The sequence below is a fragment of the Micromonospora costi genome (genome assembly GCF_003626655.1).
GTDB lineage: Bacteria > Actinomycetota > Actinomycetes > Mycobacteriales > Micromonosporaceae > Micromonospora > Micromonospora costi.
Genome location: NZ_RBAN01000001.1, coordinates 342,657 through 364,154, shown reverse-complemented (window position 1 = coordinate 364,154; position 21,498 = coordinate 342,657). Strand labels below are relative to the sequence as shown.

17 protein-coding genes are annotated in these 21,498 nt (G+C 73.6%); 7 read left to right on the top strand and 10 right to left on the bottom strand.

What is annotated here, in order from left to right; translation table 11 throughout:
* Positions 1-35: 35 nt before the first annotated feature.
* From D7193_RS01675 to D7193_RS01665, 3 genes are all read right to left on the bottom strand, one after another.
* On the bottom strand, positions 36-1,550 hold the full coding sequence (locus D7193_RS01675) for a bifunctional cytidylyltransferase/SDR family oxidoreductase (protein ID WP_120777612.1): 1,515 nt from the start codon (positions 1,548-1,550) through the stop codon (positions 36-38).
* A gap of 168 nt (positions 1,551-1,718) precedes the next feature.
* The gene (locus D7193_RS01670) at positions 1,719-2,537 is read right to left on the bottom strand and encodes an ABC transporter ATP-binding protein (protein WP_120777611.1); all 819 of its coding nucleotides are present in this window, start codon (positions 2,535-2,537) and stop codon (positions 1,719-1,721) included.
* Entirely contained in the window at positions 2,530-3,426 is an 897-nt protein-coding gene (locus tag D7193_RS01665; RefSeq protein ID WP_120777610.1) for an ABC transporter permease, read from the bottom strand. The genes D7193_RS01670 and D7193_RS01665 overlap by 8 nt, the downstream gene beginning before the upstream one ends.
* Before the next feature lie 216 nt (positions 3,427-3,642).
* Between D7193_RS01665 and D7193_RS01660 the strand changes: the two genes are divergently transcribed.
* From D7193_RS01660 to D7193_RS01645, 3 genes are all read left to right on the top strand, one after another.
* Positions 3,643-4,242, top strand: coding sequence for a TetR/AcrR family transcriptional regulator (locus D7193_RS01660; protein ID WP_120779169.1), 600 nt, complete (start codon positions 3,643-3,645; stop codon positions 4,240-4,242).
* A gap of 144 nt (positions 4,243-4,386) precedes the next feature.
* Positions 4,387-6,486 carry a DUF6077 domain-containing protein gene (locus tag D7193_RS01655; protein WP_147434310.1) on the top strand — a complete coding sequence of 700 codons (2,100 nt, stop codon included), beginning with the start codon at positions 4,387-4,389 and terminating at the stop codon, positions 6,484-6,486.
* A gap of 313 nt (positions 6,487-6,799) precedes the next feature.
* Positions 6,800-8,557 carry a CDP-glycerol glycerophosphotransferase family protein gene (locus tag D7193_RS01645; protein WP_377456412.1) on the top strand — a complete coding sequence of 586 codons (1,758 nt, stop codon included), beginning with the start codon at positions 6,800-6,802 and terminating at the stop codon, positions 8,555-8,557.
* A gap of 128 nt (positions 8,558-8,685) precedes the next feature.
* Here D7193_RS01645 and D7193_RS01640 read toward each other — a convergent pair whose 3' ends face one another.
* Positions 8,686-9,024 (bottom strand): DUF952 domain-containing protein, encoded by a 339-nt coding sequence (locus tag D7193_RS01640; RefSeq protein ID WP_120777607.1) that lies wholly within the window; start codon positions 9,022-9,024, stop codon positions 8,686-8,688.
* 104 nt (positions 9,025-9,128) lie between these two features.
* On the opposite strand from D7193_RS01640, the gene D7193_RS01635 reads away from it, so the two are divergent.
* The 3 genes from D7193_RS01635 to D7193_RS01625 all read left to right on the top strand — a co-directional run bounded on the left by D7193_RS01635 (position 9,129) and on the right by D7193_RS01625 (position 11,625).
* Positions 9,129-9,440: a hypothetical protein gene (locus D7193_RS01635; protein ID WP_120779167.1), complete on the top strand. Its 312-nt coding sequence runs from the start codon at positions 9,129-9,131 to the stop codon at positions 9,438-9,440.
* Positions 9,441-9,528: 88 nt separating this feature from the next.
* Complete coding sequence (locus D7193_RS01630; RefSeq protein ID WP_120777606.1) at positions 9,529-10,185, top strand: response regulator transcription factor; 657 nt, start codon at positions 9,529-9,531, stop codon at positions 10,183-10,185.
* A gap of 9 nt (positions 10,186-10,194) precedes the next feature.
* The gene (locus D7193_RS01625) at positions 10,195-11,625 is read left to right on the top strand and encodes a sensor histidine kinase (protein WP_120777605.1); all 1,431 of its coding nucleotides are present in this window, start codon (positions 10,195-10,197) and stop codon (positions 11,623-11,625) included.
* A 64-nt stretch (positions 11,626-11,689) separates the two neighbouring features.
* On the opposite strand, the gene D7193_RS01620 is transcribed toward D7193_RS01625, so the two are convergent.
* The 4 genes from D7193_RS01620 to D7193_RS01605 form a co-directional block, all read right to left on the bottom strand.
* On the bottom strand, positions 11,690-12,643 hold the full coding sequence (locus D7193_RS01620) for a TAXI family TRAP transporter solute-binding subunit (RefSeq protein WP_377456413.1): 954 nt from the start codon (positions 12,641-12,643) through the stop codon (positions 11,690-11,692).
* Positions 12,644-12,830: 187 nt separating this feature from the next.
* Positions 12,831-13,505, bottom strand: coding sequence for a hypothetical protein (locus D7193_RS01615; RefSeq protein ID WP_120777603.1), 675 nt, complete (start codon positions 13,503-13,505; stop codon positions 12,831-12,833).
* Between the two features lie 106 nt (positions 13,506-13,611).
* Positions 13,612-14,409, bottom strand: a complete 798-nt coding sequence (gene yaaA, locus D7193_RS01610; protein ID WP_120777602.1) for a peroxide stress protein YaaA — start codon at positions 14,407-14,409, stop codon at positions 13,612-13,614.
* A gap of 9 nt (positions 14,410-14,418) precedes the next feature.
* Complete coding sequence (locus D7193_RS01605) at positions 14,419-16,077, bottom strand: hypothetical protein (protein ID WP_174242529.1); 1,659 nt, start codon at positions 16,075-16,077, stop codon at positions 14,419-14,421.
* Between the two features lie 94 nt (positions 16,078-16,171).
* Between D7193_RS01605 and D7193_RS01600 the strand changes: the two genes are divergently transcribed.
* Positions 16,172-17,212, top strand: coding sequence for an App1 family protein (locus D7193_RS01600; RefSeq protein WP_120779166.1), 1,041 nt, complete (start codon positions 16,172-16,174; stop codon positions 17,210-17,212).
* Positions 17,213-17,243: 31 nt separating this feature from the next.
* Here D7193_RS01600 and glgB read toward each other — a convergent pair whose 3' ends face one another.
* Together glgB and D7193_RS01590 are read right to left on the bottom strand one after the other, a co-directional pair.
* Positions 17,244-19,346: a 1,4-alpha-glucan branching protein GlgB gene (gene glgB / locus D7193_RS01595; protein ID WP_120777600.1), complete on the bottom strand. Its 2,103-nt coding sequence runs from the start codon at positions 19,344-19,346 to the stop codon at positions 17,244-17,246.
* Positions 19,334-21,433, bottom strand: coding sequence for an alpha-1,4-glucan--maltose-1-phosphate maltosyltransferase (locus D7193_RS01590; RefSeq protein ID WP_120777599.1), 2,100 nt, complete (start codon positions 21,431-21,433; stop codon positions 19,334-19,336). The genes glgB and D7193_RS01590 overlap by 13 nt, the downstream gene beginning before the upstream one ends.
* Between the last annotated feature and the right edge of the window lie 65 nt (positions 21,434-21,498).

Below are 21,498 nucleotides of genomic sequence, written 5' to 3'. Positions count from 1 at the left end.
CGTTCACCGCCGTCCCGGTCAGCAGGCTCCGGCCCTCAGCCGGCGGTCGCCGCGGTCACGGTCGCCCCGGCCTGCGCCGGCACCGCCGGCTGCGCCGCCACCTGCGGTGCCTCGCCCGGCGCCCGCCGTACGTCGATGACCTGACCGGTGAGTTCCGAGATCAGCACGTCCAGCGAGGCCTGGGCCACCGCCTCGGCCGAGAGCAGGGTGTGTTCCGGCTCCTCGCCGAAGGCGCGGGTGCGCATCGGCGTGGCGGTCCGCTCCGGGTTGATGCAGTTGACGCGTACGCCGCACTCGGCCCACTCGTCGGCGAGCGCCTGGGTGAGGTTGACCAGCGCGGCCTTGGTCGCCGAGTAGAGCGCGTAGCGCGCACGCCCCCGGGTGTACGAGCTGGAGGTGTAGAGCAGCAGCTGGCCCTTGGTCTGCTGCAGGTACGGCAGGGCGTGGCGGGCCACGGTGACCGGGCCGACGAAGTTGACCTGGAGGACGCGGTCCACGGTCTCCTCGTCCATCTCGGTGAGCGTGCCGCGCTCCAGGATGCCGGCGGTGACCACCACGTGGTCGATCCGGCCGGTCGCCTCGAAGGCGGTCTTCAGGGCCGCCTCGACGTCCTCGGGGCGCTCCACGTGGGTGCCCGTGCTGCTGCGGCTGAACGGGAACACCTGGGCGCCGTGGCGGCGGGCCAGCTCGGCCAGGTCGTGCCCGATGCCGTAGCTGCCGCCGAAGATCACCATCGTGCGGCCGGTCAGCTCCTCGCGGTAGCTGCGGTGGTCGGCCAGGCGGGGCGGCTGCGCGGCGGCGAGCTGGAAGAGCTTGTCGGCCAGGTGGACGTCGACCGGGTGGGTGACCTTGATGTTCTCGTCCGAGCCCTCGATGACCTTGATGGGCGTGCCCGGCAGGTAGCGCAGCACCACGCCGCAGTCGTCGGTGGCGGCGAAGTTCGGGTCGCCCTCGGCCAGCCGGTACGCCTCGCGGATGGTGCCGGAGCGGAACGCCTGCGGGGTCTGGCCGCGGCGCAGCGAGGAGCGCACCGGGATGTCGGTGATGCAGTCCTCCGCGTCCACCTGGATGATCGTGTCCGCCGACGGGATGGCCACGTCGACCGCGGCGTACGTCCACAGCGCGTTCACGCACTCGCGGACGATCCGGCTGCTGACGAGCGGCCGTACCGCGTCGTGGAAGAGGATGTTGCAGTCGTCCTCGCCGACCGCGTCGAGCGCGATGCGGGTGGTGGCGTTGCGGGTGTCGCCGCCCTCCAGGACCTTGCTCACCTTGCGGAAGCCGGCCTTGTCGACGATCTGCTGCGCGTCGTCGACGTGCCCGGCGGCCATCAGGACGATGATCTCGTCGATCTCCGGGGCCGCCTCGAAGACGGCCAGGGTGTGCTCGATGATCGGCTTACCGGCGATCTTCAGCAGCTGCTTCGGGATGCCGAGACCCAGCCGGGTGCCCGTGCCGCCGGCCAGCACCACGGCCACTGTCCGCGAGGGCCGCCACGGTGCCGGAGTCTCCGGTGCGGCGTCCGGGCCAGCGGTGTGGTCCTGCGTCATTGCCGATCCTCACTTCCGGGGGTGGTTAACGAGAGGTTCCGCCCAGGCGGCGCCGGGATGAACCTTAACGCGGGAATTCGTTCGCCCCAACGGGGGCGGCGGGCCGGATGGCACCGTGTCGGTGCCGTCCAGCCCGCCGCCAGATCGATGTCGCTGGTCGTCGCGGGGTCACTTCCCGTTCGCGAACGCCTCGTACGCCCGGATCACCTCGTCGGTCGCCCCGTCCATGCGCAGCACACCCGATTCCAGCCAGATCGTCCGTTCGCAGGTGTCCCGGATCGAGCTGAGCTGGTGACTCACCAGGAAGACCGTGCCGGCGCTCTCCCGCAGCTCGCGGACCCGCTGCTCGCTGCGCTTGCGGAAGCCCTTGTCGCCAGTCGCGAGCGCCTCGTCGATGAGCAGCACGTCGTGCTTCTTCGCCGCCGCGATGGAGAAGCGCAGCCGCGCGGCCATGCCGGAGGAGTACGTGCGCATGGGCAGCGAGGCGAAGTCGCCGCGCTCGTTGATCCCGGAGAACTCGATGATCTCCGGGGTCTGCCGCTGCACCTCGGCCGGGGTCATGCCCATCGCGAGGCAGCCCAGCGTCACGTTCCGTTCGCCGGAGAGGTCGTTGAGCAGGGCCGCGTTCACGCCGAGCAGCGAGGGCTGGCCCTGGGTGTAGACCGCGCCCCGGTTCACCGGCAGCAGGCCGGCGATCGCCCGCAGCAGGGTCGACTTGCCGGAACCGTTGCTGCCGATCAGCCCGATGGCCTCGCCCCGGTACGCGGTGAAGGTGACGCCCTTCACCGCGTGCACCTCGCGGATGTTGGGCTCCGAGGTGCGGGTGACGATCCGGCGCAGCGCGGCCACCGGGCTGGACCCGCCGGTGGCGCCCTTGTGCACCCGGTAGATCACGTGCGCGTCGTCCACCACGACGGTGGGGATGCGCTCCTGCACCCGGGGCAGCGTGAGCGTCGCGTCGTTCGACGTCTCGTACTGGTCAACCACGGCCGTACTCCTGTTCGCCGCGCCAGAAGTAGAGGTAGCCCCCGACGCCCATCACGATCGCCCAGCCGAGGGCGACCAGCCAGAGCTGGGGCAGGGAGGAGTTGAGCACCGGCGCGTCCTCCAGCAGCGCCACCCGGGCCAGCTCGATGTAGACCAGCATCGGGTTGAACTCGACGAGCCGGCTCGCCCACGCGGGCAGGTTGTCCTCGAACAGCACGACGCTGTAGAGCACGCCCGAGCCGTACATCCAGGCCCGCATGACGAACGGCATGACCTGCCGCAGGTCGGACACCTTGGCGCCCATCCGGGCGACCACCATCGTGAGGCCGGCGTTGAAGACCGTCTGGAGGAGGACGGCCGGCACGAGGATCAGCCAGGCGAACGTGATCGGCTCGCCGGTCACCAGCACGATGGCGAGCAGCACCACGAGCGAGCCGAGCAGCTGCTGGAACTGGGTGACGGTGACCGCGAGCGGCAGGCAGGCGCGGGGGAAGTGCAGCGCGCGGATGAGGCCGAGGTTGCCGCTGATCGCCGTGGTGCCGTTCTGCGCGGCCGTCTGCGTGAAGTTGAAGATGAACAGGCCGGTGCAGAGGTACGCGATGAAGTTCGGGATGCTGCGCTGCTCCAGCACGAGGCCGAAGATCAGGTAGTAGACGGCCGCGTTGGTCAGGGGGGTGAGGACCTGCCAGAGCTGCCCGAGTCGTGCGTTGCTGAACGAGGCGACCAGCTTGGCGTTCGCGTACGTGGCGATGAAGTGCCGGTAGTGCCAGAGTCGCCGGCTGTACTCGGCCAGGGTCGGCGGCCGGTCGGCGACCCGCAGCCCGTAGCGGGCGGCCAGCTGCGCCTGGGTGAGGCCGGAGTCGGGGTCGGCCAGCGCGGTGTTGGCCATGGGTGTGGCGCTCCGATCTTTCGGGTCGGCTGTGATGCGCGACGATGGTCTCAGACGTGGCCACTGCGGGGGAGCGCCGCCTCGTCGCTGCGTGGACAGTAGTCCGAAACACGTCGGGACGCAACCGTACCGTCGTTGCGTTACCCTGGTGCCCGTGACGTGCGGAAAGAGTCTCCGGTGACGACCGAGAAGCGGCGGGTGCCGGCCGGTGCGGCGGTGCTCCGAAACGACATCACCACGGCCATCCGCCGCGCGCTGATGCAGGAGCTGGCCGCCGTCGGCTACGGCCGGCTCTCCATCGAGGCGGTCGCCCGCCGGGCGGGGGTGAGCAAGACCGCGATCTACCGGCGGTGGAGTTCCAAGACCGACCTCGTACTGGAGATCGTCGGGGCCGCCGCCCACGGCAAGCTGCCGGCGCTGGACACCGGCAGCCTCCGGGGTGACCTCGCGCTGCTGTTCCAGGTGGTGGCGCACGCCCTGCGTCACCCGCTCGCCTCGCAGATCATCCCCGACCTGCTCGCCGAAGCCGCCCGCAACCCGGCCATCGACCAGACGCTCCAACAGCTGCTGCGCACCCGTCAACAGGAGATCGGCGGCCAGCTGATCGAGCGGGCGGTACGGCGCGGCGAGCTGCCCGCCGGCACCGACCCGGAGGCGGCCGTCGACCTCATCGTGGGCCCGCTCTACTGGCGGCTGGCCATCGCCCGCCTCCCGCTGACGGACACGTACCTGGACGGTCTCGTGGAGGCGGTGGCCGCCGGCCTCACCGTGGAGAACGGCGTACCGCACCAGCGGGAGGCTTCCGCAGGAAGGTGAACACCCGGTTGCTTCGAGACCACCGCTGGCCCAACGGCCGCGGTCGCGCCCGGTAGGCTGCATCCGCCCATCCGGACACCCTCCGTGTCGATGCCGGGGCGGCTCGGGCCCGGCGAGCGACCGGAACGACGACAAGGACGGCTCGTGACGCAAGTCAAGGACGCTGTGGTGACGCCCGAGGCGGGTGACCGCGGAACCGGATCGGGCGCCGCATCCAGGCGCAACCCGCTGCGGCTCGTCAACGCCGCGGTCTCGGCCGCGCCCGTCTTCCTCACCGACGCGGCGGTGGTCGCCTTCGCCCTCTGGACGCTGCTCTACCACCTCAACCTGGCGCTCGACCTCCGCCCGTCCGTCGTCTTCGCCGCCTGGCTGGTCACGCTCGTGATCGCCGCCGTCGTCGCGTGGCGACTCGGCCGGCGCCGTGGCGCCGGGCCGGCGCCCGACGACGCGGAGGCGGCCGAGGCGGCGCCCTCGACCGCCGCCGGCTGGCCGGCGCTGTTGCGGCGCTTCGCCCTCCCGGTCGGCGCGGCGGTCGGTGCCGCGCTGTTCGCGTCGTTCGGCACGGACACGCTCACCTGGTGGCTGGCGATCCCCCTCGGGGTGGTGGCGGTCGTCTCCGCGTGGCCGGCCTTCCGTCCCCGCCCCGGGCGGGCGGGCGCGCGCGTCGGCGAGACCACGCCGGTGCAGGCGTGGGTGGTCCTCGTCGCCGCGCTGGCCGCCGCCTGGTTCGCGACGCTGCTCGCCCGGGTCTCCCTCGACGACGTCTTCTACGTGGGCAAGTCCGTCTGGGTGGCCGAGCGCGACCAGATCCCCTACCGGGACTTCCTGTTCACCGAGGGCGTCCTCCCGGCCGGCTCGGCGAACCCGCCGATCCCGTCGTTCGAGGTGTTCATCGGCGCGCTGGCCCGCGTGCTGCACGTGCACGCCGCGTCCGTCACCTGGTACCTCGTCCTCCCGGTGCTGGCCGTCATCGCGGTCTTCGCGCTGTGGCGCCTGGTGCAACGGTGGGCGCCGCGGCGGCCGCTGCTCGCCTTCGGTGTGGCGCTCACCTACATCGTGCTGGTCGCCGGGCACCCGGACGCGCTGAACACCTACCACCTGCCGCGGCTGACGCAGGGCAAGAGCGTGTTCGTCCACGTGCTGATCCCGCTGGCCTGGGTGTACCTCACCGACTACCTGGAACGCCGCTCCCGGCGCGCCCTCGGCCTGCTCGTCCTGCTGTCCGTGGCGGCCGCGGGGCTGACCACCACGGCGGTCATCCTGCTGCCGCTGCTCGCCGCCACGGCGGGCGCCGCGCTGCTCGTGACCCGTCGCGTACGTGACGCGGTCGTGTGCTTCGCCGCCGCGTCGGCCTACCCGCTGATGTCCGGCCTCCTCGTCCGGCTCACCTCCGGCGGCGTCGACCAGGCGGTCGCCTCGTACGCCGAGTGGCGCGACCCCCGGACGATCTACCAGCTCACCCTCTGGCTCGGCGTGCTCGGCATCATCGGTGGCCTGGCCATGTGGTGGTCCCCGCTCATGCTCCGGCGCGGCGTGCCGCGACTGCTGGCCGCCGGCGCCGCGTTCACCGTCACGCTCCTGCTCATCCCCGGCGTGATCTCGACGGGCAGTTCGCTCACCGGGCTCGGAGCGGTCCTGTGGCGGGTCCCCTGGATCGTGCCCCTGCCGGCGCTCGTGGGCATCCTGGCGGTCCTCGTCGTGCCCCGGCTCGTCTGGACGAACCGGATCCTCGCCGTGGGGCTGCCGGTGGCCCTGGTGCTGTCCTTCGTGACCCTCGGGGACGCGATGTGGACGGCCCCCGGCGTGCTGCAGACCAAGCCCAGCTGGCGGATGCCGGAGACGCGCAAGAACGTCACCTTCTGGATCACCCGGCAGGACCTCCCGCCCGGTCTGGTGCTCGCCCCCACCTCCGTGATGCGGGCCATGCCCCAGGTCACCACCCGCGTACGGGTGGCCATGGCCCGCGACCTCTACCTCACCGACTACGGCCTGGACACGCCGTTCGCCAAGGACCGGCTCCTGCTGGGCAGGTTCGCCGACGGCGCCGAGCCGGTCGACACGGCCGAGGTGGGAGCGGCGATCCAGCGGGTGGGCGTGGGCACCGTCTGCCTGTGGCGCACCAACAAGGCCGGCAACGAGGCCGCCGTCGCGCTGGGCCTGGAGCGGTTCGCCTCCCGGAAGTCCCCGGGCGGGATGATCTGTTACCGCACCGGCGTGTCCGCACCGACGAACGAGGGCCCCTGATCCCGAGCGGGGACGGGCCGGGGTCGGCTTCGACCGCAATGGCACTCGATACCCGGAGGATGCCTCGGTGTCCGCTCGCGTTAAGGTCGCAGTCACGTGCCGGCCGCCCGCTCGCGCAGCGTGCGGGCTGCCGCGCCCGTGACACACTTCAGTCCAGGAGCTCGGACATGGGACGGGGCGCGCGTGACGGCCGGCCGGCGACGGTCGCGCCCGCGGCGCCGCGCACCCCGGGCCGTCCGTCGGCCGGACCCGTCCGGCGTGCGCCGAGCGCCCCCCGCCCGGCCGGCCACCAACCTCGTAGGGAGCGTTCTCGTTGTTGGGCACGTTGACAGGACGGATCGGAGTCGCCGCCCGCGGCGCGCTGCTGGTGCTGTCCTACCTGGTCATGCTCGTCGCCGGCGCGCTGGGCTGGGTGGCCCTCTTCGCCGTCGCCGGGCTGGCCGCCGTCCTGGGTGAGTTCGCCCTCGCGCGCTGGTCACCGCCGTCCGCGACGCTGCTCGAGAAGGTCGGGCTGCACAACGCGTACCGGCAGCTGACCCGCGACCTCGCGGCCGTCCTCCTGATCGTCGCCGAGGTGCGGCTGAGCGGGACGGAGCTGACCCTGCTGCTGGCGGTGCCGGCCGCGGTCTGGGTGATCTCGGTGTTCTCCGGGGCGCTGTCCACCATGATCGACCGGCGTAACCCGCTCTCCGCGCTCGTACGCAACATCGACCTCGGCCCCCTGCGGTCCGCTCCGCGACCCCCGGCCTGGGCCGCGGCCGTCGCGGGCGAGCGGATGCCGCTACTGAACGTGCTGCTGGTGCCGGCCGCGGTCGCCGCCGCCGTGCAGGACGACGTCACCCCGTTCTTCGTGGCGGGCGGGATCGCGGTCGCGGCGACCGCGGTGATCGGCGCCATCATCGGCGTGACCTGGCTGCGGGGCCGGGGGATGGGCAAGGGCCCGCTGCTGCCCGCCGTGCAGCACTGGCTGGACAGCTACCGCCCCGAGGTGGCGCTGTACTTCGCCGGCCCCGCCAAGGACGTCTACCAGGCCAACATGTGGCTCGCGCCGACCGAGGCGCTCCGACAGCGCGCGGTGGTGCTCATGCGCAGCCGGGAGGCGTTCTCCGAACTCGCCGACACCCGGCTCCCGGTCATCTGCGTACCGGCCGGCGTCGACTTCATGAACCTCGAGCTCGGCAGCGTCCGCGTCGCGCTCTACGCGGCGAACGTCGGCGCGAACATCCACATGCTCCGCGAGCCGGGCATGAAGCACGTGTTCGTCGGTCACGGCGACAGCGACAAGCAGGCCAGCGTCAACCCGTACAGCAAGGTGTACGACGAGGTGTGGGTCGCCGGTCTCGCCGGCCGGGAACGCTACGCCCGGGCCGACGTCGGGGTGCTCGACTCCGACATCGTCGAGATCGGACGCCCGCAGCTCGCCGGGGTGCACACCTTCGGCGCCGAGTCGGTCGACCGGCCGTTCACCGTGCTGTACGCCCCGACCTGGGAGGGGTGGCTCGACGACGACCCGTACCACACCTCGCTGGTGCTGATGGGAGAGCGGATCGTCAAGGGCCTGCTGGCCGTCGCGCCGCGGGTCCGGCTCATCTACAAGCCGCACCCGCTGACCGGCTCCCGCTCCAAGGAGGCCAAGGCCGTGCACGAGCGGGTGGTGGAGCTGATCCGCGCGGCCGGCGGCGACACCGACGCGTCCTCGCTGGACGGCACCCGGCACCTCGTGGTCACCGGCCGCGTGCCGGCCCTCTTCGACTGCTTCAACCAGACCGACCTGCTGATCAGCGACGTGTCCAGTGTGGTCTCCGACTTCGTGCAGAGCCAGCGGCCGTACGTCGTGGCGAACCCGGGTGGCCTTCCGGAGGACGAGTTCCGCCGCGAGTACCCCACCTCGCGGGCGGCCTACCTCCTGTCCCGCGACTGCGGCGAGCTGGAGAAGATCGTCGCGGTGACCCGGACCGGGGACGACCCGATGACCGAGGCGCGCCGCGAGCTGAAGACGTACCTGCTCGGCCCGGCCGAGGCCAACCCGATGGACCGGTTCCAGGAGGAGATCGCCCGGCTCTGCCACTGAGCCCGACACCGCACGCCGGCCCGGTCGCTACACGCGGCCGGGCCGACGCGCGTCCGGCCGCCGGCCCGGTGGCCGCGCGGAACCGGCGGGCTCGCCGCCCGGGGCCGGCCGCCACGGACGCGCGGTGGTCAGCCCAGCAGGGCGGCCACCGCCGCGTCGGCCGAAACGTCCGCCGGCAGCGCCTCGGCCGCGACCACCGCGGCCAGCGGGAGCGGGCCGTACAGGTGCGGGAAGAGCTGCCCGCCGCGGGACGGCTCCCAGCGCAGCCGGTCGCCGAGCCGGGCCGGGTCCACGGTCAACAGGGTGAGCCCGGTGGCCCCGGCGAAGTGCCGCCGGGCCGTCTCCACCACCTGGTCGGCGGCGGAGAGGTGGATGAACCCGTCCTGGCGGTCCACGGCCGTACCGGCGAGGTGCCCGGCGGCCCGGGCGTCGTCCCACTCCGTGGCCGGCAGCAGCTTGTAGATCATTTCCGCAGCGTACGCGCGGGCGGGCGTCGTTTCGGCGGTACCGGCCCGAGCGTCGGCCCCGGGCCGGCATGCTCAGGGTGGAGCGGGGTCGCGGAGGGATGGCGATGGCGAGCTACGACGAGGACTGGACCGACAGCGAACGGGCGCTGTACGACGAGTGCTACCGGTACGGCGGCGAGTGGGCCGAGGACCCGGCCACCCCCTCCGACGACGTGCAGCACGTGATCAACCTGGCCGAGGCGGACGACGACAGCCTCGGCGACAGCGAACTCGACTTCCCGCCCCTGGTGGACGCGGTCACGCAGGCCACCGGGGAGAACGTCACGAGCGTCCCCGCCAGCCACCACGATCCCGGCTTCCGGGGGTTCGTGGACGGCGTCCGGGACGCCACCGAGGAGGACGTCTTCGGCCTCTGAGCCCACCGCCGGGTGGGTGGCTCTCCCGTCCCGACCGCTGTTCTGCCACCATTCGCAGGACGACGGTGCGAGGGGATGGGGGTACGGGGTGCGGATCCTGCTGGTCGAGGACGACCGTCGTGTCGCCGCTGCCCTGTCGTCCGCGCTCACCCGTCGTGGCTACGAGGTGGAGCACGCGGCCACCGTGGCCGCCGCGCTGTCCGCCGCCCCGTGCGACCTCGTCCTCCTCGACCTGACCCTGCCCGACGGGGACGGCACCGACCTGTGCCGGGAGCTGCGCCGGCGCAGCGCCCAGCTCGGCATCATCGCGGTGACCGCCCGGGGCGAGGAGCGCGACCGGGTGCTCGGTCTGCGGCTCGGCGCCGACGACTACGTGGTGAAGCCGTTCTCGATGGTGGAGCTGCAGGCCCGGATCGAGGCGGTGCTGCGGCGCATCACACAGGCCGTGCCGGAGCGGAACCTCATCGAGGCCGGGAGCGTCCGTATCGACGTGTCGGCCCGTACGGTGACCGTCGGCGGCCGGGCAGTGGCCCTGACCCGCAAGGAGTTCGACGTGCTGCTCTCCCTGGCCCGCCAGCCGGGGGTGGCGGTGCCGCGCGACCGCATCCTGCTCGACGCCTGGGGGACGACCTGGACCGACCGGCACACGGTCGAGGTGCACGTCGGGTCGCTGCGCGGCAAGCTCGGCGATCCCCGCCTGGTGGAGACGGTACGTGGGATCGGCTATCGGCTGCGGAGCGAGTGAGGTGAGCCGATGCGTCGTCGGCTGGTGATCAGCTACCTGCTGTTGATGGTGCTGGTCCTCATCGCGCTGGAGACCCCGCTCGCGATCACCCTGGCGACGCGGGAGACCGACCGGGTACGCGCCGACCGGCTCGCCGACGCCACCCGGTTCGCCTCGCTGGCCGGGCCGGCGCTGCGCGGCGGCGGCACCGGTCCGCTGGAGAGCGAGCTGCGCAGCTACGACGATCTGTACGGCATCGGGGCGGCGGTGGTCGACCGGGACCGGCGCAGCCTGGTCGCCTCCGCCCACTGGCAGTCCGCGACCGGCACCGGCGAGGCGCTGGACGCGGCCCTCGCCGGCCAGCAGGTGAGCGGCCCCGATTCGGTCTGGCCCTGGGTGGACGCGCCCGTGGTGGTGGCGGTGCCGATCAACGACGGCGGCGAGGTGCTGGGCGCGATCGTCACCGTCACCCCCGTCGCCGCCGTCCGTCGCACCGTCACGGCCTGGTGGCTGGCGCTCGCCGGTATCGGCCTGCTCGTCGTGCTGGCCTGCGTGCTCACCGCGTTCGGGCTGGCCGGTTGGGTGCTGCGTCCGGTCACCGAACTGGACGCGGTCACCCACGAGATCACCGAGGGTGACCGTGACGCGCGGGTGCAGCACCACCTCGGGCCCCCGGAGCTGCGCCGGCTGATGGCCAGCTTCAACACCATGGCGGACGCGGTGTCGGACGTGATGGACCGCCAGCGCGCCTTCGTGGCGCACGCCAGTCACCAGTTGCGCAACCCGCTCACGGCGCTGCGGCTCCGGGTGGAGGAGCTGGGCCCGAGCCTCACCGACCCCCAGGGACGGACGGAGCACCGGCTGGCGCTGGAGGAGACCGATCGGCTCGCGCTGGTGCTCGACGCGCTGCTCACGCTGGCCCGCGCCGAGCGTCAGGAGAACGAACGGGTCGTCGTGGACGCGGCCGAGGTGGCCGCCTCGCGGGTGGCCGCCTGGCAGCCGCTGGCCCGGCACCGCGAGGTGACGCTCGGGCTGGTCGCGCCCGACACCCCCACGTACGCCTGGACCGTGCCGACGGCCGTGGACCAGGCCCTCGACGCGCTCATCGACAACGCGGTCAAGTTCAGCGGCGCGGGCGGTGAGGTGACGGTGACCGTGGCGGCCCGCGACGGCGGCGTCGCGCTGGAGGTGCGCGACACCGGGCCGGGCATGACCGACAGCCAGCTCGGTCAGGCGACCGAGCGGTTCTGGCGGGCGCCGGACGTGCAGAACGTGGACGGCGCGGGGCTGGGCCTGACCATCGTCGCCGTGCTGGTCGACGCCTCCGACGGGCGGCTCACCATGCGCGCGGGAGTGCCGCGCGGCCTGGTGGCCGGCCTCTGGTTCCCGGCGCCCGACCAGGGGCCGGTGGACGGCGCCTGCCCGCCGGTGCCGGACCGGTTGCCGGCGACGGCCGGCTAGGGGCGGCGACGGCGGCTACGGCGGCTACGGGCGGCGACGACCGGCTATTGGCGGCGCCAGCCGGTCAGGGTTTCGCCGCGCGGTACCAGGCGGCGGCGCCCGGGTGCAGCGGCAGCGGCGAGGTGGCGATCGCCGAGCGTGGGCTCATCCGCCCGGCCGCCGGGTGCGCGGCCGCCAGTTCCGAGCGGCGCTCCATGAGCAGCCGGGTCACGTCCCGCACCAGTGACTCCGGCAGGTTGGCGCCCACGATGAGAAAGTTCGGGTCGGCGACCGTGGTGACCGGGTCCACCCCGTACACCGACCGGGGGATGTCCCGGGACACGTACACCTCGCCGTAGCGCTCCCGCAGCGGCTCCGTCCACGCCCCGAGGTCCACGATCCGGGTGGGACTGCCCTCGGCCAGGTCCGCGATGGCCCGCACGGGCAGCCCGCCGGAGAAGAAGAACGCGTCGATCCGGCCGGAACGCAGTGCCGCCACCGACTCGTCGAGCCCGAGGCGGTACCGGCGAACCTGGTCGTCGCCGCCCAGCCCGGCCACGTCGAGCAGCCGGTTCACCGTGATCTCGGTGCCCGAGCCGGCCGCGCCCACCGAGACCCGCCGGCCGAGCAGGTCGGCCACCGTGTGCACCGGGCCGGCGCCGGACGCGACCAGGTGCAGCTGGTCGTCGTAGACCCGGGCGATGGCCGCCACGTGGGGCTCCGCCGAGGGATCGGTCGGCAGCACGTCGGCCTGCGTGAAACCGAGCTCAGCCTGGCCCGAGCCGACGAGCCGTACGTTCTCCGCCGAGGCGGCCGTGACCACGACGCTGGCGCGTACGCCCGGCAGCTCCCGGTTGAGGATGGCGGCGAGGGACTCCCCGAAGGCGTGGTAGACGGCGGTCGGGCTGCCGGTGGCGATGCGGATCTGCACTGGTGCGCCGGGAGCGTCCCGGCACCCGCCCACGCCGACGGTCACCGTCAGCAACACCGCCAGCAGCGTCGCGGGACGGGCGACACGCCCGGACCAGGAACCAGTCACGGGCAGCACTCTGCGCCGGGTGAGCGGTCGACCGCAACTCCTCGCCCGCCGACGCGGGGGCCGTGCCGGACCCGTTCCCGGGTCCGTCATGCGGGGCCGGCGGGTGACAGAAGGTGCACCTGCGGACGACCCAGACGTCACGCCTGCATGAACGGCCCCACCGGGGTCGCCCGTGCGTCCCGACGGGTCAGGCCGGTTGGCCGGCCGAGGCGGGGGCGAGCGTGGTCCGGTGCAGGATCCGGAGCCGATCCGGGCCGGCGGCCACGCTGACCAGGAAACAACCGGTGCCGGGCCGCAGCTCCGCCGGCACGCCCAGCAGGGCGGCGCTGCGGATCAGCACGGCGGCGAGTTCCCGGTCGGTGAGGCGGATGCCCAGGATGTGCCGCCGGACGTGCCGCCCGCCGGCCAGCAGGGCCGAGCGCCAGGCGGCCTCGGCGAGCCGGGGTATCCACACGCGGCGAGGCGCGGACGCGCCGGACACCGGCGCGGCGAGCAGCTCCCGGCGGCCCTGCCGCCAGCCGGCCTCCACCAACCGCGCGTAGCGCAGCTGGTGCTCGCGCCCCACCTGGAGCCGGTGCAACTCGTAGCGGCGGCGCAGGCCGCCGATCGTGAACTCGTGGGCGACGGGGACGCCCAGCCGCTCCAGGAGCTGCCGCATCCGCTGGGCGGCGTCCTCACGGTTGAACTCCACCACCGGCGTGGGGCCGGGATCCGCCGCCCGCGCCGGCCGGGTGCCGGCCGGCGGAGGCATGCAGCGCAGGAGGCAGGAGGCCTCGAACGCGTCGGCCAGGGTCAGCCAGTCGAGTGGGGGCGGTGCCGACGGCCGGCGTTGCCGGTCGAGCAGGGTGGGTTCGCGGGCCAACGGAGGTACTCCCTTGTCGGCGTCGTGGTATCCCTACCGTGGCCCCTGTGTCCCGGGCAGGGAAACCGATCGAGCCCAGCCTTGAGGAAATCTTGCGGACGCCGCCTCAGAGTTCGGTGACCACCACGTCGACCTGGCGCGGCCGCCCGGCGGGCGACGGCTGCTCCACCACCGTGTACTTCAGGTCCCGCAGCGCGGCCACGAGCTGGCCGGCGGTGCGCGGCCGCACGTCGGCGAGCAGCAGGTCGCGGACCAGCCGCCCCTTCGTCGCCTTGTTGAAGTGGCTGACCACGGAACGGACCGGTGCGCCGTCGACCTCGCGCTCGTGCAGCACCCGGACGGTCACCGTCCGCGCCGCCAGCTCGCCCTGCGGCGTCCAGGTCGCGGCGTACGCGCCGGAGCGCAGGTCGAGCACGGGCCGCCCGCCCGCCGCCGCGGTCATCGCCGGCCCCAGCGCCCGCCGCCAGTACGCCGACAGCGCCCCCAGGCCGGGCAGCCTCGCCCCGATGGGGCAGCGGTAGGGCGGGATCCGGTCGGTGAGGCGTACGGTGCCCCACAGCCCCGAGCCGATCAGCACCGAGCGGCGGGCCGCCCGCGTCGCGGCGGGCGGCAGCGTGGCCAGGTCGAGCGCCTCGTAGAGCACCCCCGTGTAGAGGCGCGCGGCGGGCGTGGTCGCCGCCCGCGTGAGGCGCGCGTTGCGGCGCAGCTCGTCGCGCTGGCCCTCACTGAGCCCGAGCGCGGCCCGGGCCGCCGCCTCGTCCGGCCCGTCGCAGAGCGCGACCAGCGCGGCCAGCACCTCCTCCCGGGCCGGGGTCAGCTCCGGCATGCTGAGCCGGGCCAGGTCCAGCCGCCGGCCGGTGCCGGCGTCGGCCTTCCCCTCGGACGGAGGCAGCAGGATGAGCACCGCTGGAATCTACCGCCAGGGCCGCACCGGGGTCTCCGGGTGGTAGACGCGGTAGCCGCCGACGTCACGGACCGGCGTGCTGTCCAGGCGGTCGCCGAGCAGCCGGCGCAGCCGCCGGTCGGCGGTCGAGCCGGCCTCCACCACGTAACCCGGCCGCGGGGCCCGGCCCACCTTCCGCCAGTACGGCAGGTACCGGTTCTGCCCGGGGGTGAGGGCGTCGTCGAGCACCCCGCACACCACCTCCTCACCGGTGTTGAAGACCAGCCGGTTGCAGATCCAGTAGTCCCCGTACACCTCGTGCGGCCCGTCGGCGCGCAACACGGCGGCCAGGTCCCGGGCCCGCCGCTCCTCGATGCGGGAGGCGCCGACGCCGGTGGCCACGAAGAGCACCGTGGCCGCGAGGCTGGTGGCGGCCAGCGCGGCCAGCAGGGCGGTCGCCAGGGCGCCGGTCAGCCGGCCCAGCGCGCCGACCGTCCCCCGCCAGCAGGCCAGCGCCGCCAGCCAGAGCGGCCACAGCACGGCCGGCAGGGAGATCTGGAGCACCGACAGGTACCGCGCGTTGCCGAGCGGGTCGGTGGCCGCGAGCGGGCTGCGCACGTACGACAGGAGGGTGAGCGCCGCGCCGGCGATCAGCGCGAGGTGCGCGACGGGCCGGATCCGCACGCCGCGCGGCGCGCCGGCCGTGCGCCGGTAGAAGACCAGCGCGAGCGCCGCCGCGGCGACCAGGAGCACCGGGTAGAGGACGCCGAACCACTCCTGCCACCGGGCGCAGCCGCCGATCGGGCAGAGCCCGCCGGCCAGCGGAACCCCCTCCAGCAGCCCGCCGTGCAGCCGCTGCGACCACGGGGGCGCCGGCCCGGCGCGGCTGCTGATCTCCCGGAAGACCGACAGCGAGTCCTGGCCGGGCGGCGCCACGAGGTTGTCCCGGATCATCGGGGCGACCCCGGCGGCGAAGCCGGCCACCAGCAGCGCCCCGGCCCAGCCGAGCAGCTCCCGGCGGGCCGCGTAGAGCAGCAGCAGCCCGGCCACCGCGAGGTACGGCACGATCAGCCAGTCCGACCAGAGGGCGAGCCCGCCGAGCAGGCCGAAGAGGCCGACGGCCAGGCGGCGCCGGCGGACGGTGCCCGTCGCCAGGCCCACGGCGATCAGCAGCATCAGCAGCACCGCCGGTTTCACCTCCGGCCGGCCACCCACGACGGTCAGCTGGTCCCGTACGACGCGTTCCGGGCCGAGGGCGAGCAGGCCGACCACGAACGTGGCGAACCAGGGTGAGCAGATCCGCCGGGTGAGCCGGTGGATCAGGTAGAGGAAGACCGCGTACAGGACGAGCATCGGCAACCGCAGCACGGGCCAGCTGGGTCCGGAGAGCGCGATCAGCGGCGCGGCCAGGTACGACTCGAGCATCCCCATGTAGCGCTGGCCGTAGAGGAAGACCGGATGCGCCCGGCCCTGCGCAATGTGCAGCGCGGCCAGGCCGAACGTGGCCTCGTCGCTGTTCGACACCGGCACGGTGAGCAGCGTCAGCACCAGCCGGTACACGATCCCGACCAGCCCGAGCAGCAGCGCGACCAGCGCCGGCCGGTCGAGCCGCGGACGCCACCGACCACGGTCCTGCACTGGTTGCGACACGACCACGCCCCCGTCGTCGTCCCGTCCGGAGTGTTTCACGATCGCGGGGGTGGGCGCGGTGGATCGGGGCAGACCGGCCGGGCGCGGATCGCCTCGCGTGGCCGCGACCGCGCCCGTGTGGCAGGGTGGCAGCGTGCCACCGACTCCCGCCGGCCAGTTGGCCGTACCGCGCCTGCACCGGGCGGCGCGGATCGAGGACGCCGTGCACCAGTTCGTCGAGCGCCGGCTGCGGCGCACGGGGTGGCGGATCAACATCGTGGCCTACACGGGCTACGGCGCGCCCGGCTGGGTGCGGGTGCTGTGCCGGGTGCTGCTGGGCCGCCCGGACACCCGGCAGCGCGCGCGGCTGGAGAAGGTCCGCGGGTGGCGCAGCTTCACCACCCTGCCCGCCAAGCACGTCGCGGTGACCATCGAGGCGGGCGGGGTGCGGCACGAGGCGCAGACCGACCGCAGCGGCTTCGTCGACACGGTGGTCGAGGCGGACCTGCCGCCCGGCTGGGGCTCGGTACGACTCAGCGTGCCGGACGCCGAGCCGGTCGAGGCGCCCGTGCGTGTCCTCGACCCGGCCGTCCGGTTCGGCATCCTCTCCGACATCGACGACACGGTCATGGTGACCGCGCTGCCCCGGCCGCTGCTCGCCGCGTGGAACACGTTCGTCCTCGACGAGCACGCCCGGGCCGCGGTGCCCGGCATGGCGGTGCTCTACGAGCGCCTGGTCACCGCGCACCCGGGCGCGCCCGTGTTCTACCTGTCGACGGGCGCGTGGAACGTGGCGCCGACGCTCACCCGGTTCCTGTCCCGGCACCTCTACCCGGCCGGCCCGCTGCTGCTCACCGACTGGGGGCCGACGGCCGACCGGTGGTTCCGCAGCGGCCAGGAGCACAAACGGGCCACCCTGGCCCGGCTCGCCCGGGAGTTCCCCGAGGTGCAGTGGCTGCTGGTCGGCGACGACGGGCAGCACGACCAGGAGATCTACCGCGAGTTCGCGGCCGCCCACCCGGACAACGTGGCCGGGGTGGCCATCCGCCGGCTCTCTCCGACGCAGTCGGTGCTCGCCGGCAGCCTGCCCGCACCGGCCGGGCGCCCGATGGCGGGGCCGGTGGGGCAGAAGTGGCTGTCGGCGCCCGACGGCGCCGGGCTGTGGCAGCTGCTGCGCGACGCCGGCCTGGTCTGAGCGGCACGACCGGGTCCCGGACGGCTACCGCTCACTCGGGGCGCAGCCAGAGCACGCCGAGCGGGGGCACCTGGAGCGCGACGGAGGCGACCATGCCGTGCCACGGCACGTCCTCGCCGTGGACCTCGCCGAGGTTGCCCACCCCCGAGCCGCCGTAGTGCGCGGCGTCGGTGTTGAGCACCTCCCGCCACGTCCCGCCGGCGGGCAGGCCGATCCGGTAGTCGTGCAGCGGCACCGCGGAGAAGTTCGCCACGCACACCACGGTGGAGCCGTCCGGGGCGATCCGGACGAACGAGACGGCGTTGTGGGCCACGTCGTCCCCGGCGATCCACCGGAACCCGGCGGGCTCGGTGTCCTGCGCCCACAGCGCCGGCGTGTCCCGGTAGACCCGGTTCAGGTCGCCGACGAGCCGCTGGACGCCCGCGCGGCCCGGGTCGTGCAGCAGGTACCAGTCGAGCCCGCGTTCCTCGCTCCACTCCCGGTCGTCGGCCAGCTCGCAGCCCATGAACAGCAGCTGCTTGCCCGGGTGCGCCCACATGTACGCGAGCAGCGCGCGTACGTTCGCCAACCGCTGCCACGTGTCGCCGGGCATCTTGCCGGCCAGTGAGCCCTTGCCGTGCACCACCTCGTCGTGGCTGATCGGCAGCACGTAGTTCTCGCTCCAGGCGTACGCGAGGGAGAACGTGAGCTGATGGTGGTGGTGCTGGCGGTAGATCGGGTCCTTCGAGACGTAGAGCAGGGTGTCGTGCATCCAGCCCATGTTCCACTTGAACCCGAAACCGAGCCCGCCGCCGGAGGTGGGCCGGGTGACGCCCGGCCAGGCCGTCGACTCCTCGGCCACCATGAGCACCCCCGGGTGGTGCTTGTAGACGGTCGCGTTCACCTCCTGGAGGAACGCGATCGCCTCCAGGTTCTCCCGGCCGCCGTACTGGTTCGGGACCCACTGCCCCTCCTGGCGGGAGTAGTCCAGGTAGAGCATCGAGGCGACCGCGTCCACGCGCAGCCCGTCGACGTGGAACTCCTCCAGCCAGTAGAGCGCGTTCGCGACCAGGAAGTTGCGGACCTCCCGGCGCCCGAAGTCGAAGACGTACGTGCCCCAGTCGGGGTGTTCGCCGCGGCGCGGATCGGGGTGCTCGTACAGCGGGGTGCCGTCGAACCGCGCGAGGGCCCACTCGTCGCGCGGGAAGTGCGCGGGCACCCAGTCGAGGATCACGCCGACGCCCGCGGCGTGCAGCCGGTCCACCAGGTACCGGAAGTCGTCCGGGTCGCCGAACCGGGCCGTCGGCGCGTAGTAGCCGGTGACCTGGTAGCCCCACGAGCCGCCGAACGGGTGTTCCATCACCGGCAGGAACTCCACGTGCGTGAAACCCAGCCCCGTGACGTACTCGGTGAGCTGGTCGGCCAGCTCCCGGTAGCCGAGCCCCGGCCGCCACGAGCCGAGGTGCACCTCGTACACGCTCATCGGCTCCTGGTGCGGCCGGCGACGGGCCCGCCGCTCCAGCCACGCCGCGTCGGACCACTCGTACGTCGAGTGGTGCACCACCGAGGCGGTGGCCGGCGGCACCTCGGCGTACGCCGCGAGGGGGTCGGCCTTGTCGCGCCAGTGGCCGTCGGCGCCGAGGATCCGGTACTTGTACCGGGCACCGACCGGGACGCCCGGCACGAAGATCTCCCACACGCCGCTGGACCCGAGGGACCGCATCGGCCAGCCGTCGTCGGGCGCCCAGCCGGTGAACTCGCCCACCACCCGGACGCCCCGCGCGTTGGGCGCCCACACGGCGAACGCCACGCCCTCGTCGAAGACCCGTGCGCCCAGCGCCTCCCACAGCCGCTCGTGCCGGCCCTCGCCGATCAGGTGCAGGTCCAGCTCGCCGAGGGTGGGCGGGTAGCGGTAGGGGTCGTCGACCACCGTGCCGTCGACGTCGACCCGGTAGTCCAGGACGGTGCCCGGCAGGGTCGCCTCGAAGATCCCGGCGTCGTGCACCCGCTTCATGGGGTGGCGCTCGCCGTCGACCAGCACGGCGACGTCGCCGGCGCCCCGGCGGAGCGTACGGATGGTGGTCCGGCCGCCGGCCGGGTGCGCGCCGAGCACCCCGTGCGGGTCGTAGGCGTGGCCGGCGATCAGCTGCTCCATCGGGCGTCGTCCTTCTCGGCGGGGGTGGTGGGGGCGGTGCCGCCGGAGAGGTCGTCGGGGACGGCCTCGACGGTGAGGTCCGCCGGGCCGGTCGGGGCCGCGGGCGGCGCCTCGGCGGGCGGGACCGGACGGCGCACGGTCAGCACGTGCGCGGGTTGCAGGTACGGGTCGAGCCGCACGGCGTTGCGCTGCCCCCAGTCGTAGCTGGTGCCGGTCAGCTCGTCGTGCACGGTGAACCGGTCGTGCCAGTCCAGGCCGAGCGCCGGCATGTCCAGCGTGGTGTTGCCCCACTGCACCTCGCGCGGGTCGAACGAGCAGACCACGATCACCGTGTTGCCGGTGTCCGGGTCGTGTTTGGACCAGCAGAGCAGCGCCGGGTTGTCGATGTCGTGGAAGCGCAGGTTCCGCAGCCGGCGCAGGGCCGGGTTCTCCCGGCGTACCCGGTTGAGGGTGGCCACGAAGGGCGCCAGCGAACGGCCCCGCGCCTCGGCGTCGGCCCAGTCCCGGGGGCGCAGCTCGTACTTCTCGTTGTCCAGGTACTCCTCGGCGCCGGGGCGGGCCACGTGCTCGAACAGCTCGTAGCCGGCGTACATGCCCCAGGAGGGCGAGAGCAACGCCGCCAGCACCGCCCGGATCTTGAACATCGGCGGGCCGCCGTGCTGGAGCGTCTCGTGCAGGATGTCCGGCGTGTTCGGCCAGAAGTTCGGTCGCATGTAGTCGGCCGCGGCGACCAGCTCCGCGCAGTACTCCCGCATCTCCGCGGCCGAGGTGCGCCAGGTGAAGTACGTGTACGACTGGGTGAAGCCGATCTTGCCGAGACCGTGCATGATCGCCGGCCGGGTGAACGCCTCGGCGAGGAACAGCACGTCCGGGTCGACCTTCTTGACCTCCCCGATCAGCCAGTGCCAGAAGTCGAACGGCTTGGTGTGCGGGTTGTCGACGCGGAAGATGCGCACACCCTCGCCGACCCAGTGCAGCACCACCCGCAGGATCTCCGCCCGGATGCCCTCCGGGTCGTTGTCGAAGTTCAGCGGGTAGATGTCCTGGTACTTCTTCGGCGGGTTCTCCGCGTACGCGATGGTGCCGTCGGCCCGGGTCGTGAACCACTCCGGGTGCTCGCGCACCCACGGGTGGTCGGGCGCGCACTGCAACGCGAGGTCCATCGCCACCTCCAGGCCCCGCTCGGCGGCGGCGGCCACGAAGTCGCGGAAGTCCTCCGGCGTACCCAGGTCGGGGTGGATGGCGTCGTGGCCGCCCTCCGCGGCGCCGATCGCCCACGGCGAGCCCACGTCGTCCGGCCCCGCGGTGAGGGCGTTGTTGCGGCCCTTGCGGTTGACCCGGCCGATGGGGTGGATCGGCGGCAGGTAGAGCACGTCGAAGCCCATGGCCGCGACCCCGGGCAGCCGTTCCGTGGCGCTGGCGAACGTGCCGGAGCGGGCCGGTGCGTCGACGGTGGCCGGGACGGCGCCCTCGGAGCGGGGGAAGAACTCGTACCAGGCGGAGAACAACGCCCGCTCCCGGTCCACCCAGAGCCGGTGCTCCTCGCCCACGGTGACCAGCTCCCGCACCGGGTGGTCCCAGAGCAGGTCGGCAAGCTCAAGCGCCGGCGCGACCCGCTGCGACAACGGCCGGTCGCCGTCGCGCAGCGCCGCGGCGGCCGCGACCACCCGCTCCCGCTGCCCTGCCGGCACCAACGGCGCGGCGGCGTCCAGCACCCGGGCGCCCTCGGCGAGGTCGTTGGCCAGCTCCGCCGGCCCCTGCCCGGCCGCGACCTTCTTCGTCACCGCGTTCTGCCAGGTGAGGTACGGGTCGGCGAACGCCTCGACGTGGAACGTCCACATGCCGACCGCGTCGGGCCGGATCGTGGCGTGCCACCGGTCCTGGCCCGGCTCGCCGGGGCGCATCCGGGTGAACGGTCGCGGGGCGCCGTCCGGGCCCCGCCACACCACGCCGCAGCCCAGCGCGTCGTGGCCCTCGCGGTAGGCCCGGGCCGCCACCGGCACGACCTCGCCGACCACCGCCTTGGCCGGATAGCGACCGCACGAGACGACGGGGGAGACGTCTTCGATCGGGAACCGTCCAGTCACCCCGCCAACCTACTGCCTGTGATCGCTTCGCGCTCAGGACAACGGTGATGCCGGACCCCACCTGA

Coding starts and splice junctions, on each gene's coding strand:
- D7193_RS01675 (WP_120777612.1), bottom strand. CDS start 1,550: ATGACGCAGGACCACACCGCTGGCCCGGACGCCGCACCGGAGACTCCG.
- D7193_RS01665 (WP_120777610.1), bottom strand. CDS start 3,426: ATGGCCAACACCGCGCTGGCCGACCCCGACTCCGGCCTCACCCAGGCG.
- D7193_RS01640 (WP_120777607.1), bottom strand. CDS start 9,024: ATGATCTACAAGCTGCTGCCGGCCACGGAGTGGGACGACGCCCGGGCC.
- D7193_RS01635 (WP_120779167.1), top strand. CDS start 9,129: ATGGCGAGCTACGACGAGGACTGGACCGACAGCGAACGGGCGCTGTAC.
- D7193_RS01625 (WP_120777605.1), top strand. CDS start 10,195: ATGCGTCGTCGGCTGGTGATCAGCTACCTGCTGTTGATGGTGCTGGTC.
- glgB (WP_120777600.1), bottom strand. CDS start 19,346: ATGGAGCAGCTGATCGCCGGCCACGCCTACGACCCGCACGGGGTGCTC.